The sequence below is a fragment of the Microbulbifer maximicatervae (SeqCode) genome, from assembly GCF_052467695.1.
In genome coordinates this window covers 2,311,328-2,325,181 of the sequence record NZ_CP174320.1, presented here as the reverse complement: position 1 = coordinate 2,325,181, position 13,854 = coordinate 2,311,328, and the positions used below count along the sequence as shown (strand labels likewise).

Annotated in this window: 12 protein-coding genes; 2 read left to right on the top strand and 10 right to left on the bottom strand. The window is 53.3% G+C overall.

The annotated features are described in order from the left end of the window. Positions 1–110 precede the first annotated feature (110 nt). Complete coding sequence (hrpA, locus tag ACJJI8_RS10135; RefSeq protein ID WP_444934935.1) at positions 111–4,025, bottom strand: ATP-dependent RNA helicase HrpA; 3,915 nt, start codon at positions 4,023–4,025, stop codon at positions 111–113. Positions 4,026–4,191: 166 nt separating this feature from the next. On the opposite strand from hrpA, the gene ACJJI8_RS10130 reads away from it, so the two are divergent. Both ACJJI8_RS10130 and ACJJI8_RS10125 read left to right on the top strand, forming a co-directional pair. Beyond that, the gene (locus ACJJI8_RS10130; RefSeq protein WP_413664480.1) at positions 4,192–5,685 is read left to right on the top strand and encodes a peptide MFS transporter; all 1,494 of its coding nucleotides are present in this window, start codon (positions 4,192–4,194) and stop codon (positions 5,683–5,685) included. After that, on the top strand, positions 5,675–6,934 hold the full coding sequence (locus tag ACJJI8_RS10125; protein WP_444914690.1) for an amidase family protein: 1,260 nt from the start codon (positions 5,675–5,677) through the stop codon (positions 6,932–6,934). The genes ACJJI8_RS10130 and ACJJI8_RS10125 overlap by 11 nt, the downstream gene beginning before the upstream one ends. 28 nt (positions 6,935–6,962) lie before the next feature. Here the strand turns inward: ACJJI8_RS10125 and ACJJI8_RS10120 are convergent, their stop codons facing one another. From ACJJI8_RS10120 to ACJJI8_RS10080, 9 genes are all read right to left on the bottom strand, one after another. Then, on the bottom strand, positions 6,963–8,144 hold the full coding sequence (locus tag ACJJI8_RS10120; protein WP_108731893.1) for a vWA domain-containing protein: 1,182 nt from the start codon (positions 8,142–8,144) through the stop codon (positions 6,963–6,965). 100 nt (positions 8,145–8,244) lie between these two features. Further along, positions 8,245–9,090, bottom strand: coding sequence for an AAA family ATPase (locus ACJJI8_RS10115; protein WP_444912159.1), 846 nt, complete (start codon positions 9,088–9,090; stop codon positions 8,245–8,247). A gap of 172 nt (positions 9,091–9,262) precedes the next feature. Next, a complete protein-coding gene (locus ACJJI8_RS10110; RefSeq protein WP_108731891.1) occupies positions 9,263–9,943 on the bottom strand; it encodes a YEATS-associated helix-containing protein in 681 nt (226 codons plus the stop codon). Between the two features lie 415 nt (positions 9,944–10,358). Beyond that, positions 10,359–10,739: a hypothetical protein gene (locus tag ACJJI8_RS10105; RefSeq protein WP_282934168.1), complete on the bottom strand. Its 381-nt coding sequence runs from the start codon at positions 10,737–10,739 to the stop codon at positions 10,359–10,361. A gap of 196 nt (positions 10,740–10,935) precedes the next feature. Then, on the bottom strand, positions 10,936–11,385 hold the full coding sequence (locus ACJJI8_RS10100) for a YcgN family cysteine cluster protein (protein ID WP_444934934.1): 450 nt from the start codon (positions 11,383–11,385) through the stop codon (positions 10,936–10,938). Positions 11,386–11,395: 10 nt separating this feature from the next. After that, positions 11,396–11,683: a YcgL domain-containing protein gene (locus ACJJI8_RS10095; RefSeq protein ID WP_444892840.1), complete on the bottom strand. Its 288-nt coding sequence runs from the start codon at positions 11,681–11,683 to the stop codon at positions 11,396–11,398. Next, entirely contained in the window at positions 11,680–12,810 is a 1,131-nt protein-coding gene (gene rnd, locus ACJJI8_RS10090) for a ribonuclease D (RefSeq protein ID WP_444934933.1), read from the bottom strand. Before rnd ends, ACJJI8_RS10095 begins: the two co-directional genes overlap by 4 nt. A 9-nt stretch (positions 12,811–12,819) precedes the next feature. Continuing rightward, positions 12,820–13,425 carry a recombination mediator RecR gene (gene recR, locus ACJJI8_RS10085; protein ID WP_282934172.1) on the bottom strand — a complete coding sequence of 202 codons (606 nt, stop codon included), beginning with the start codon at positions 13,423–13,425 and terminating at the stop codon, positions 12,820–12,822. A 30-nt stretch (positions 13,426–13,455) separates the two neighbouring features. Continuing rightward, positions 13,456–13,800, bottom strand: a complete 345-nt coding sequence (locus tag ACJJI8_RS10080) for a YbaB/EbfC family nucleoid-associated protein (protein ID WP_444895118.1) — start codon at positions 13,798–13,800, stop codon at positions 13,456–13,458. Positions 13,801–13,854: the final 54 nt, after the last annotated feature.

The window sequence follows — 13,854 nt, the reverse complement described above, 5'->3', positions numbered from 1 at the left end:
AAGGGGTCATTCTGGGCTCCAGGCCTGCTTTCAGTACTTCTGTCGGGCTCTCCATCAAATTCTTACACTTGATCAAAATTTTTTTTGTGATCTCTTTTCCATAGAGAAAATCAACCAAGCAAACCTTTCCCATCAATTCCTGCCCATGACTTGCTTAAGCGCTTGGATGACACCGGCATCAGGGTTTTTAGAGTCTGCGCGAATAAGGAAACACGAAATTCCTCCAACATCCAGCGAAACTCACACAATTCTGCCTCTGCAGAGAGTTCTCTGGGTGAATATTTCTCCACTTGCGCCAAGTAAGGCTCCGCCGCCTTCTGGTATTCAACTTGCAGTTTTCGGTCACGGTTAGGGTCGAGAGCGGCCTTTTCCAAGCGCATTGCGATCGCCTTCAGATAGCGGCCGTACTGGCGCAGCCATGACAGCGGAGTATCAAACAAGCAGCCTCGGTAGAAGAGCCCAGCCAGTTGCTGCTGGATATCCCCCACCGCCATTGCGACCGCCAGGTTTTTCTGCTGTTTGATTTGTTTGCGCAGTGGCACCAGCTGAGCCAAGGCCTTGACCAACAGATCACCAATCTCCTGGGCCACCCCCACCAAGTCAGCGTCATTTTCCAAAGCGGCCAGGAATTCAGCTTCGGTGCGCGGCAACTCCTCTTTGGGCCAGAAAACTTCGCGCACGGCTGCCATCAGGATGTCGTCAGCTACCTCCTCACGGCGCCCCAGATCCGCTGCAGAAAGCCCCAGCTCCTTACCTCGCAACAGCTCTTTGCGCAGATACTTCACCTTCTCCGGCAAGTGCAACAGAGCCAAACGACAAATACCGGCGCGAGTAAGCCTGCGAGCCTCACTGGGGTTATCCAGTAGCTTCAGGGAAACACTGTCTTTTCCTTCAACCAGCGCGGGGTAAGCCCGCACCTTGAGCCCACCCTGGTTGAGGGTGTGGGTCTCTGGAAGATTACCGAAGTCCCAGCGGGAAATACCCTCCCGCTCAAAACTGTCGCCAGCTGTTGCCAGCCCCTGCTGTACCCGATCCCGGTAGCGCGCCTGCAATAGGGCCAAATCCCGATCTTGATCCAGCAATTTACCGGCTTCATCCATCACCTGGATATTGAAACGGTAATAATCTTCCAGGGCCTGTTCCGCAGACTCCCACACCTCATCTGGCAGCTGCTGTGCTGTCTGGCGCTTCAGCTCCAGAGCCAACGACTGCCACAACGGAGTATTGTCTGCACGCAGTCGGGGCAAAGCCTTATCTATCGCAGCCGGCACTGGCACAAAATACTTGCGCCACTGCTTGGGCAGGGCTTTTACCAAAGCGATGCACTTGTCCCGCAAGATGCCCGGCACCAACCAGGAGAGGCGAGCTGCCGGCACCTGGTGCAGCGCTGCAACCGGCACCTGGATACTGACGCCATCATCCACACTGCCAGGCTCAAAGTGATAGCTGAGCGGATAGACAATACCGCCCGCCTGCAACTCATTGGGGAATTGGGCCTCTCCCACATGATCGGCACTCTGCTGCATCAATAAGTCGCGGGGAATAAACAGCAGCTGTGTATCGCTGGATTCCGCTTTCTTGCGCCAGTGCTCAAATCCATCCAGGTTGACGATATCCGCTGGGATACGCTCATCGAAGAAGCGGTACACCACTTCATCATCCACCAGAATATCCCGACGACGGGATTTGGCTTCCAGCTCTTCCAGGGACTTCAACAGGTCGAGATAGTGCTTATAAAATCGCCCCTTACCGCGATAGCGTTGCTCCACCAGCGCCTGGCGAATAAACACTTCCCGAGAAGTTTGCGGGTCCAGTTTGCCGTAGGGAATTCGGCGTTTTTCCACTAGCACCAAACCGTAAAGGGAGACCTTCTCAAAGGCCATCACCTGCCCGGAGCGAGCGTCAAAATGGGGTTCAAAATAATTGCGCTTAACCAGATGCTGCGCAGCGGCCAATATCCACTCGGGTTCGACCTTGGCTACGGTATGGGCGAACAGGCGGCTGGTCTCCAGTAACTGGGCAGACACCACCCAGCGGGGAGGTTTTTTAAATTGACCGGAGCCTGGGAAAATATGGAAACGACGATTGCGACAGCCGTTAAACTCCTTGTTTTCATCCCGCGCGCCAATATTGCCCAGCAATCCCACCACGATGGCTCGGTGTATCGCTTCGTATTCCGCCGGCTCTTTGTTTTCTTTAACGTCGAGATCGCGACAAGCCACGCGCAACTGATGGTGGATATCTCTCCACTCACGCATACGCAGCCAGGAAAGGAAGTTTTTCTGGCACCACTTGCGCAACTGATTTTGACTCAGTTCCTGACGCTGGACTTCAAAGGCATCCCACAGCTGAACGAAGGATAAAAAATCCGATTGTTCATGCTGCCATTGGCGGTGTTTTTCATCCGCAGCCTGGCGTTTTTCTGCTGGGCGCTCGCGCGGGTCCTGCACGGCCAGAGCGGCGACAATAATCAAGAGCTCCCGCGCACTGCCATTTTCTGCCCCCGCCAACAACATGCGGCTCAGGCGCGGGTCCAAAGGCAATCTTGACAGGGATCGCCCCAATTTAGTGACCCGGCCCTGCTCATCTACCGCCTGTAATTCCTGCAGCAATTTATAGCCGTCATTAATCAGTCGTGGGTCCGGCGGATCGACAAATGGAAACTCGCGGATATCACCGATACGCAACTGCAACATTTGCAGAATGACTGCGGCCAGATTCGTGCGCAGAATTTCCGCATCGGTAAATTCCGGGCGCTGCTCAAAATCCCGCTCTTCATACAAGCGCACACAAACACCAGCGCTGACACGGCCGCAGCGACCGGCACGCTGGTTGGCGCTGGCCTGGGAAACCGGCTCTATAGGCAGCCGCTGAATTTTACTGCGGTAGCTGTAGCGGCTCACTCGTGCAGTACCCGGGTCGATCACATAGCGGATACCGGGCACGGTAATAGAGGTCTCCGCCACATTGGTAGCGAGTACGATGCGGCGACCTTTATGGCCGTGGAAAACTTTGGCTTGCTCCGCAAGGCTCAAGCGAGCATACAAGGGCAGCACTTCCAATTGCGCTATCTGTGCATCGCGCAAAGCCTTAGCGCACTCGCGAATTTCCCGCTCGCCGCTCATAAATACCAGGATATCCCCACCGCGCCGACTGCTGGATTTCTCCTCGTGCAGCAACTCCTCCACAGCAGTGACCACCTGCTCGTTGAGATCTGCATCCGTATCCGCTGCGGGGCGATAGTGAACTTCCACCGGGTAGGTACGACCGGAAACCTCGATAATCGGCGCATCGTCAAAGTGCCGGGAAAATTTTTCCAGGTCGATGGTCGCCGAGGTAATTATCAGTTTCAGGTCAGGGCGCTTGGGCAGTATGGTTTTCAAATAGCCCAACAGAAAATCAATATTAAGGCTGCGCTCATGGGCCTCATCGATGATCAACGTATCGTATTTATTTAGCAGGGGATCGCGCTGAATTTCAGCCAGCAGGATACCGTCTGTCATCAGTTTGACGTGGGTATGCTCGGTGCTGTGGTCGGTAAAGCGCACCTGGTAACCGACGGACTCTCCCAGGGGCTGCCCCAGCTCCTCAGCAATTCGATTGGCTACAGTGCGCGCGGCAATCCTGCGCGGCTGAGTGTGGCCGATCTGGCCGAAAATTCCCCGGCCCAGTGACAGGCAAATTTTTGGCAACTGAGTGGTTTTACCAGAACCGGTTTCACCGGCAATCACTACAACCTGATTTTTTTCGATCTGCTCGGCGATTTCCTCCCGCCGCGCTACCACTGGCAAAGACTCCGGCCACTGCACTTCCGGCAACTTGCGCCGGCGCTCCTCCACCAGGGTCTCAGACGCTTGGAGCTGCTGCTCCAATTGGGCCAACATGCGATCTACCGGCTTGCCCTCTTTCTGGCGCCGGCGCACATTTTTGACAGTCCTGCGCAACCCATAGCGGTCACGCCCCATGGTCGCGGAGATTCGGGCCTGCAGCGCCCCCAGTACTTTTTCTGCTTCGGTGTGACTCATAATTCGTACAGCAATGGCAAACGCGGGATTATACCCCCTGAGCACCGCAGGGCTATCAAACCTTATTGTGGCGCTCATCTATACTGGTGCGAATAGCACTTCTTCTGAGGGGCACGGCCTTTACTGCTGGTGCAATTCCTCAGGGTCATACCTTGCGAGCAGTACTATGCAAGAGATCAAGCCCAAGCCCCCCGCCAGCGCAGGCCAGCTGTTTGGCCACCCCAAGGGACTCTTCCTGTTGTTTGGTACTGAGATGTGGGAACGTCTCAGCTACTACGGCATGCGTGGTATTTTTGTCTTCTACCTGACCTCTACAGCGACTGCCGCAGTCTTCGGCTGGGAACAACTGACCGATACCGAGTTGCAATCCAAAGCCCTCAGCTACCTGGGCTGGTATGCAATGCTGGTGTACCTGACCCCCATTATTGGCGGTTGGATGGCAGATAATCGCTGGGGCCAGCGCCGCTGTATTATGTTCGGCGGCACCTTGATGATGCTGGGGCAGTTCGCCCTGGGATTCCCCCACGGTTGGCTGCCAAATGGCAGTCAAATTTATATGCTGTGGATCGGGTTGGCCTTGCTGATTATCGGCAACGGTTTCTTCAAACCAAATATCTCTACCATGGTCGGGGACCTTTACGAGGAAGGTGACCACCGCCGGGATACCGCTTTTACCATTTTTTATATGGGCATCAACCTGGGCTCTATCCTCGGTTACCTGCTGGTGGGCTGGATTGGGGAAAAGGTGGATTACCAGCTGGCCTTTATCGTCGCTGGCCTTGGCATGTTAGCCGGCCTAATCCTGCAGATGACCCAAGCCAAGCGCTACCTGGGAGAAATCGGTGTAGAACCTTCTGCGCACCTGGAACTGAAAGACAAGAAAGATGAGGACGTCGATAAGCGCCGCCCGTTGACTCAGGAGGAGCGAGACCGCATCAAAGTTATTTTGGTTTTGGGCGTGTTTATCGTGATTTTTTGGGCCGGCTTTGAGCAGGCTGCCGGCTCAATGAACTTATTCGCCAAATATCGAACCGACCTGAATGTACTGGGGTGGGAGATTCCAGCCAGTTGGCTGCAGATGGTAAACCCACTGTTTATTATTATCCTCGCGCCAATTATGGCCAGTATTTGGGTAGGCATGGGAGACCGGGAACCCAGCTCACCGGCCAAATTCAGTTTGGGACTGGTTTTTCTCGGCGTGGGATTCTTATCCATGTGCGGTGCCGCCCTGCAAATTGGCGATTCAGAGACCATTAAAGCGAGTATTTGGTGGCTGGTATTTGCCTATATTTTCCACACCATTGGCGAACTTTGCCTATCGCCAATTGGGCTCTCTGTCGTAACTAAATTATCTCCGCTGCGCTATTTATCCCTGATGATGGGGCTTTGGTTTGCCTTTATTGGTATTGCCAACAAAGGAGCCGCAGAGATCGGTAAACTCGTTGGTGTATCCGGCCCACTCGCAACCTTTGGCGGAGTAGCCCTGGCCGCAATTATTGCCGGAATTATCCTGTACTTTATTCGCGAGAAACTGGTGGACTGGATGCACGGTGCAGAAGAGGTTCACGTAAAGGTGGGCGAAACCACCAAGGAGGAACTGAGCATCACCGCCGATCACGACGGTGTACCGCCGAAGCATTTTAGCGGTAATGACAAATAAGGGAGCCAACCCCATAAAAGGCGTATTTTGCGAGCACGGACCTCGCTCTTTAACGTTATCAGATTCCGGACCGCTAACAGGCGTACGTTTAGCGGTCAAAGATCTCTTTCAATTGAAAGGGGAGAAAAATACGGCAGGCAGCCCCGAGTGGTTCAATACTCACCCTCCTGCCAATAAAACCGCACTTAGCTTGCAGCAATTACTGGAGGCCGGCTCAACCTTTACTGGGTTTACTCACCTTGATGAACTCGCCTACAGCATGCAGGGGAGTAATTTACACTACGGTTCTGCCGACAACCCTAAACTGCCCGGCTATTTTTGTGGGGGTTCCTCTATGGGATCGGCCGCCGCCGTGGCCTCAGGGACAGCCGATATTGGCTTAGGCACCGACACCGGCGGATCGGTGAGGGTACCTGCAAGCTATTGTGGTTTATTCGGCATTCGAACCAGTCACTCACTTATTCCTACCGACGGTGTTATCGGTTTAGCACCCTGCTTTGATACTGTCGGTTGGTTTAGTCAAACTCCTTCATTACTTGTAGACGTCGGCAAAATTCTCATCCCGTCACAGCACTTGTCCACAAATAAAGTAACCCGCCTGGTTATTTGCCCCGAGATCAGTCAACTGGCAGATACGCCCATTCAAGCAGCAATCCAGGAATTTATTCCTACATTAAATAATCAATTTCCTATCTGCGAGATTAAACACCTGTCTGATATTGAATTACTCGGCGAACTGGCGGGTGTATTCAGAATTTTGCAGGGCCGCGCCATCGCCAATACCCACGGAGACTGGTTGCGAAAATACCGGCCGGTATTTTCAGAGGACACCGCCACAAGAATTACTATGGCCCTATCAATTACCGACGATGAGATATCCTGGGCCAACGAAAAACGACAACAGTGGTGCAAGTTGATGGAGACATTACTACCGGACAACAGTAGCGTTTTACTAGTACCAACCACCCCCACAACCGCAATTAAGAAAGGGACCGATAGTGAACCCAGCAAAGTACAAACAAATCGCCAGCGACTATTGGGTTTAACCGCTATTGCAGGGCTTTGGGGCGCCCCCCAATGTCATCTGCCGTTGTTTTCTATCCTAGAAAATGGGATTAATACTGGGGGAAAAGAGATAGAGAAACCCTCTGGCTTCTCATTGATAATGACTCCACAAAGCGATTTTTCGCTTCTATCTCTAGTTGCGCAACTAACAAAATCCCTCGAAGGAATAGCAGGTAGCACCTAAGGTGCTACCTGAAAAAGCGATCAGCTTTTTAACGCCCTTTAACCAAATAAGCGATGGCTCGATCCAACCCCTCCAGGGTCATCGGATACATATGCCCGTCCACCAGTCTCTGGGTCATACCGATACTGGGAGTATATTGCCAGTACTCCTCTCCTACAGGGTTCAACCAGATCAGGTTACTGTAGGTATCGGTAACACGCTCCATCCAGGCCGCACCGGGCTCTTCATTCATATGTTCGACACTGCCGAAACGACTGGTAATTTCGTAGGGCGCCATAGACGCATCGCCGACAAAAATTACTTTGTAGTCCTTGCCATAGGTGCGCAGTATTTCCAGCAGCGAGGTATTTTCGCTATAGCGCCGCTGGTTGTCTTTCCACACATGCTCGTAAACAAAATTGTGGAAATAAAAATATTCGAGATGCTTGAACTCAGAACGACAGGCGGAGAACAGTTCTTCACAGACGCGCACATAGGGGTCCATAGAGCCCCCTACATCGAAAAAGATCAGCACCTTAATTGCATTATGTCGCTCCGGCACCATTTGAATATCCAGTAACCCTGCGTTGCGTGCAGTAGAGGAAATGGTGTTATCCAGATCCAGTTCCTCTGCGGCACCGGTGCGGGCAAATTTGCGCAGCTTGCGCAGAGCCACCTGGATATTGCGGGTGCCCAGACTGATACTGTCATCCAGATTTTTAAACTGGCGCTTCTCCCACACTTTTGACGCCGAGCGATTGCGCCCCTTACCACCCACACGGATACCGCCGGGATGATAACCACTATTGCCAAACGGGCTGGTGCCGCCAGTACCAATCCAGCGATTACCACCGCTGTGACGCTTCTTCTGCTCCTCTAGACGCTTTTTAAATTCCTCCAGTAGTTTTTCCAAGCCACCGAGGCTTTGCACCTGGGCCTTTTCCTCTTCGGTCAGCTGCTTCATAAATTCTGCACGCAGCCAGTCCTCGGGAATCATTTGCTCGACAATGTCGTCGAGGGTCTCAAGGTCCTTAAAATAGGCGTCGAAAGCGCGATCAAATTTATCGAAGTGCTTCTCATCCTTGACGAGGCAAACGCGGGCAAGGAAGTAAAATTCCTCAAGGTCGGCAAATACCAGGCGCTGCTGTAATGCCTCAAGCAGGGCCAGCAGTTCGGTGATGGTTACCGGTAATTTATAGCGGCGTAAATTCTGGAAAAAGCCAATCAGCATAATAATTCGCAGTCAGCACAGAGAAAAAATAACACCCGGTTAAACCGGGCCGAAATCACCGAGGACAATTTCAGCCCTCGGTGACATTAACCAACACAGTTTAGCGATTATCGCGACGGGCCATAAACGCCAGGCGCTCCAGCATATGGACATCCTGCTCGTTTTTCAGCAGGGCACCGTAGAGCGGCGGAATGGCATTGCTGCTATCGCTGTTTTTCAGGATCTCCTCGGGAATATCATCAGCCATCAACAGCTTGAGCCAATCGATCAGTTCGGAGGTCGAAGGCTTTTTCTTCAGGCCTGGAACCTCGCGCAGCTGGAAGAAAATATCCATTGCCTCGGCCACCAGCTGCCCTTTGATCCCTGGGTAGTGCACATCGACAATTTTGCGCATGGTGTCACGATCGGGGAAGCTGATGTAATGGAAAAAGCAACGGCGTAAAAAGGCGTCCGGCAATTCTTTCTCATTATTGGAAGTGATAATTACGATGGGGCGCTGCTTGGCCTTGATGGTTTCGCCAGTCTCATAGACAAAGAACTCCATACGATCCAGCTCAACCAGCAGGTCGTTGGGGAATTCGATATCCGCTTTATCGATTTCATCGATCAGCAGCACCACGCGCTCTTCTGCCGCAAAGGCCTCCCAAAGCTTACCGCGCTTAATGTAGTTGCCAATATCGTGAACCTTATCCACCCCCAGTTGGGAGTCCCGCAGGCGGGATACCGCGTCGTACTCGTACAGGCCCTGCTGGGCTTTGGTGGTGGATTTAATATGCCACTGAATCAGCTTTAGTCCGAGGCTCTCTGCTACCTGCTCGGCGAGCAGTGTTTTGCCGGTGCCGGGCTCACCCTTGATCAATAGTGGGCGCTGCAGGGTAACGGCCGCATTCACCGCCATCTGCAAGTCGTCGGTCGCTACATAGCTTTCGGTACCGGTAAACTTCATAACTGCTCCAATCCTGTCGTCGAGGCTAACTATCTCTTTTAGCGAATGATAATTGAACAACAGGTTGGGGGCGAGGCGGTAACGCTCAATTTGGATGACCAGCTTGCGCTGGAGGAATTTGCCAGTCCCGCAGGGCGAGCCTTGAAAGTACGCGTGGGCTTACCGAAGCAGCCTAGGCCATCTGGGTACTGCGGCGGTGTACAACCTGGCGACCTTTGCCGGTGATATACCAGCGGATGCCCAGGTGACTGTGAATTTTCCCGACCATCTCCAGCACCAGCAAGCTATTCAAGGCGCGGGCTATAGAATTGGTTTCCATACCGCTGTCCTGCACCATGCCGGAAAGAGACCGAAATACACACTCCCCGGTATTTAACAAATGCAGCACCTGTAGGGCATTGTCATCCAATTTACGGATCTGATTGAAATCGATGGTCGGCCCCTGCTCGGGATCGCCCTCAATTTCATGCTCCAATAGGGGCATCATTTCCAACTGCATGGTGCGCAGTTCCTGCTCCATATTCTCTACTCGGGCGCGGGCAATACTGGCGTCGCGCAACTGGCGCCGCGCGGCGTTAAACACGAACATACGGGACGCAATTGCAGCGAGCAGGCAGTAACCGGTAAAAATCAATAAACGCGAGGGGTCACCCTGGATTTCTATCAACAAGTCACTCTGGGTGAATTTAAGGAATATCGGCACCATCAAGGCGCCACACAGCCCCATAATCAGGCAACGTGCGAGCCCCGCTGGATCTTCTTCGGTAAACAGCATTTGATAGTAATTGACCAACCCACCCAAAATGCCCGAAACCAGCATTACTGCAGTCAATATAAGCAGGTGATCGAGCATCAGTATTCCTCAGCCATTCGGCTCTCACTGCCAATCCGGGCAAGTGGGTATTGAACTGAATATTTCACTCTATTCACGACTGCCCTTGCCCTCTTCCCCTATTAGGTGCGAGGTATTTCCCACATGCTGGATACAGCCGCCTCTTGTTGTTACTGGATACCTGGCAGAAAAGTGACACGGCTTTTACATTGTTTTGCATTGCGCCACAGCGGGAACCAGCTTAATAGATATAGCAGCTGTCATTGACTGGGGTTGCCGGTCTAAAGGGTTTTAGCGCCTTTGATACGAGCAACCGAGTGAAGGCCTGGATATAGGCGTCGAGGAGGGACGATGGCTGCGCAAGTGAATTAAAGTGCAACAAAAAATACTGGGGGAATGGCTACCCTGCCCTCAGGCATGACAGCCATATCTTGGGTTATTGTTCGTTAAAGTAGGGATCTTCATCAAAGCGACGACGCCTGTCCCGGCGAAACCTCATCAGCAAGCTGACAATCCCCCAAACAACCATGATCGCCAGGGCTCCACCCGAAGCGAATATCAAATTGGTAGTGACCTCTGGCGCCGCTCCATTTTCTTCAAACAGCGTTTGATAAACAAATAGCGGCAACACCGGCACAGCAACTGACTCCGCTACAGAGGTCTTTGCCGGCGCCAGCAACACCGCCGCAGCCACTAACAGTAGAGTCTGGCGCACCCAACTCCAGCGCCAATTGCGCATAAACCACCAGCCCGCCAACAGCATAACCAGTGTTGAAGCGGCGTATACCATCCAGGCAAATTGGAAATCTTCTGTCATTCTCTCACTCTACTTTCTGGCACACCGATCCAATATCGGGCAAATATGCCAGGGTCCTTTACATCGTCACTCGCTCGGAACCGGCATATTTACGCCGCTTCGCAGACAAAGACTGCCAGCGATAATTAATTCGAAGAATCGAATTAATTATGCGCAATATTCAAAGGCGTTCACAGGTCGCAGTTCCCGTTTGCGATCAACCCTGTTCAACCCAAGAGACAATATGATCCTCCATATCGTCTGGATGAACCGACTCTTCACTGACAACGCGCCCACGCACCGATATCCCCGCCCGATGAACGGATTCCGGGTCTCCCGATACCAATGGGTGCCAGTCCGCAAGAGGGCGCCCTTCCGCAAGACTGCGGTATGCGCAGGTGAGCGGCAACCAATCGAATTCGGCAATATCCTCTATACGCAACTGAATGCATCCGGGAACATGGGCTTTGCGCTGGCTGTACTCACTGCACTGGCAGGAATGGGTATCCAACAGGCGGCAGGCCACATTAGTGAGGTAGACCTCACCCGTATCCTCATCCTCCAAGCTGTGCAGACAGCAGCGACCACAACCGTCACAAAGCTGCTCCCACTCGGATCGACTCATTTGCTCCAGCGTTTTCCGCCGCCAAAAAGGCTCCTGTGCCATTTAGCTCGACTCAGCGTTGCAACTTGCTGTTCTTCAGCGCGATTTCACTCATTTCGGAATCGGCTATTGGCGGCATCTGTAAGTAATAGCCGCGAGTGCGCACCTCTTTGAGCAACTTGTCCGCCTCTGCACGGGCCAGCTTTTTGTCCGGCGTCACCAACATCGTAGTGACGTGCTGCGGCTTGCCGAAAAGCTCCAGTAGATTTTTGGGAACCCTCGCAGTGCCCTCGCGCTTATCCACGTACAGATACATTTCGTCTTTATTTGGACTGCGATAAATATCGCATAAAACTTTCACTTCAATTCCTCTTTACGCAATTGTTTCAGAGCTTCGAGCAACGGGCGGCCAATCACATCGGCCCGCCATCCTCTGAGCCGGCCCTCTAACTCTGGTCGACGGGCCTGGACCAAGGCTTCGAGCTCTTTTTTGCGAATTAATATTTCGGCAGGCAACCCGGCCCGCTCGGCAATAGACACCATTTCAAGTCGCAGTTGCTTGAGGATCTCTCCCTGCTGCCGGTTGAGAGGCTGCTGCATTCGCGCAGGTGGATCGCTTCTCTCGCAGGCTTGGGCAACGATTTTTAACAGGGCCTCGCCGTGTTCACGCAAAGCCCGCCCTTCCATACCCAGTTGGCTCAAGGCACCTCTATGCCGGGGCAACTGCTGGGCCAGGCCGAGACAGATATTCTCTTTCAACAGGTGATTACGCGGCATATTCAGCGCCCTGGCCTGTTTTTCGCGCCAGGCACACACATCCTGTAGCACTGCCAGTTGTTTACTGCGCAGGCGCCAGGCACCTTTCACTTTTTGGTAGTAAACCTCAGGTGGGTTCGGGTTTCGAGCCGTAACCACCAATGATGCACAGTCTTCCTGTAACCACTCCAGGCGCCCCTTCCCATTGAGGTCCTTTACCAGTACGCCGTAGAGTACCGGCAACCAAGCGACATCGAGGGCGGCATAGGTTTTCTGTGCATCGCTGAGAGGTCTCTGCAGCCAGTCCGAGCGGGTTTCACTCTTGGGCAACTCAATATGCAGTAGCTGGTTAACTGTCGCCGCATAACCTAAGCCTGCTCCCATACCACAGATTGCAGCGGCAATTTGGGTATCAAAAATGGGCTCGGGAATCACCCCCAGCAAGCGCTCCAGGGTTTCCAGGTCCTCACTACAACTGTGCATGATTTTAGTGACAGCGGTATCGAGCAAGAGGTCACGAAGCGGCTGTAACTCCTCAATCGCCAAATTGTCGATCAGGTAGCAGTGTTTTCCATCACCTACCTGGACCAGGGCCGGCTGGGGATAAAAAGTACGACTGCGCATGAACTCGGTATCCAAGGCTACCGCACTCTGCTTGCGCCACTCTGCACACAACTCTACCAGCTGCTCGTAACTGTCAACCCAGCGTGGAGTGGTATCTATTTCTGTCATCGATATCACTCAACTGCCGGAAAAAAATGCGGTTCGACTATTAAAGGCGTGGGCGAGAGTGCCGCCATCGATATATTCCAATTCTCCGCCGATGGGCACACCGTGGGCAATCCGGCTCACCGTCACCCCCTGGGCACGAGCTCTCTCCGCGATGTACTGCGCGGTGGCTTCACCTTCTACCGTAGGGTTAGTGGCAACAATAAGTTCGCGCAACTGCTCAGTAGCGAGTCTCTGCTCCAGCAAGTCGATCCCCAGGTCCCCCGGGCCAATACCATCGATGGGCGAGAGATGCCCATGCAGGACAAAGTAGCGACCGTGATAATTACCAGCCTGTTCAATGGCCAGAACATCAGCGGGCGTCTCAACCACGCACAGTGAGTCCTGCTCGCGCCGGCTATTGCTACACAATGAGCAAACGGGCTCCTCTGTCAGGGTGCGACACTGCCCACAGCGCCCCACTTGTTCCACCGCTCGCGCCAAACTCTGGGCCAGCAGGGAGGCAGCTTCCCGGTCTTTTTCCAACAGGTACATCGCCATGCGCTGCGCGGACTTGGGGCCCACACTGGGCAGACAGCGGAGCGCGCGGATCAGCTCTTCAATCAGGGGACTAAACATACAAACTCAAAACCAGTGGATGGCCACTTCTTAAAAGGGGAACTTAAAGCCTTCAGGCAAATTGATACCTGAAGTCAGGTCTCCCATCCCCTGCTTTTGCAGTTCCTGTGTTTTTTCCTCTACACGGCGCACAGCGTCGTTGACCGCAGCGGCCAGCAGGTCTTCCAGCATTTCCTTCTCTTCGGTCATCAGGGAGGGATCAATTTCCACAGATACCACATCGTGGCGACCATTCATCGTCACCTTGACCATACCCGCCCCAGACTCACCGCAGATGCGAAGCTCAGTCAGGTCCTGCTGCATCTTCTGCATTTTTTCCTGCATATCGGCCTGCATTTTCTGGGCCTGCTGCATCAAATCGCCCAAACCTTTCATAGGTAACCTCTATCTTGTGCATGTGGCCCCGGAATAAACCGGGCCCTAATTGTC

Coding starts and splice junctions, on each gene's coding strand:
- hrpA (WP_444934935.1), bottom strand. CDS start 4,025: ATGAGTCACACCGAAGCAGAAAAAGTACTGGGGGCGCTGCAGGCCCGA.
- ACJJI8_RS10130 (WP_413664480.1), top strand. CDS start 4,192: ATGCAAGAGATCAAGCCCAAGCCCCCCGCCAGCGCAGGCCAGCTGTTT.
- ACJJI8_RS10125 (WP_444914690.1), top strand. CDS start 5,675: ATGACAAATAAGGGAGCCAACCCCATAAAAGGCGTATTTTGCGAGCAC.
- ACJJI8_RS10120 (WP_108731893.1), bottom strand. CDS start 8,144: ATGCTGATTGGCTTTTTCCAGAATTTACGCCGCTATAAATTACCGGTA.
- ACJJI8_RS10115 (WP_444912159.1), bottom strand. CDS start 9,090: ATGAAGTTTACCGGTACCGAAAGCTATGTAGCGACCGACGACTTGCAG.
- ACJJI8_RS10110 (WP_108731891.1), bottom strand. CDS start 9,943: ATGCTCGATCACCTGCTTATATTGACTGCAGTAATGCTGGTTTCGGGC.
- ACJJI8_RS10105 (WP_282934168.1), bottom strand. CDS start 10,739: ATGACAGAAGATTTCCAATTTGCCTGGATGGTATACGCCGCTTCAACA.
- ACJJI8_RS10100 (WP_444934934.1), bottom strand. CDS start 11,385: ATGGCACAGGAGCCTTTTTGGCGGCGGAAAACGCTGGAGCAAATGAGT.
- rnd (WP_444934933.1), bottom strand. CDS start 12,810: ATGACAGAAATAGATACCACTCCACGCTGGGTTGACAGTTACGAGCAG.
- recR (WP_282934172.1), bottom strand. CDS start 13,425: ATGTTTAGTCCCCTGATTGAAGAGCTGATCCGCGCGCTCCGCTGTCTG.
- ACJJI8_RS10080 (WP_444895118.1), bottom strand. CDS start 13,800: ATGAAAGGTTTGGGCGATTTGATGCAGCAGGCCCAGAAAATGCAGGCC.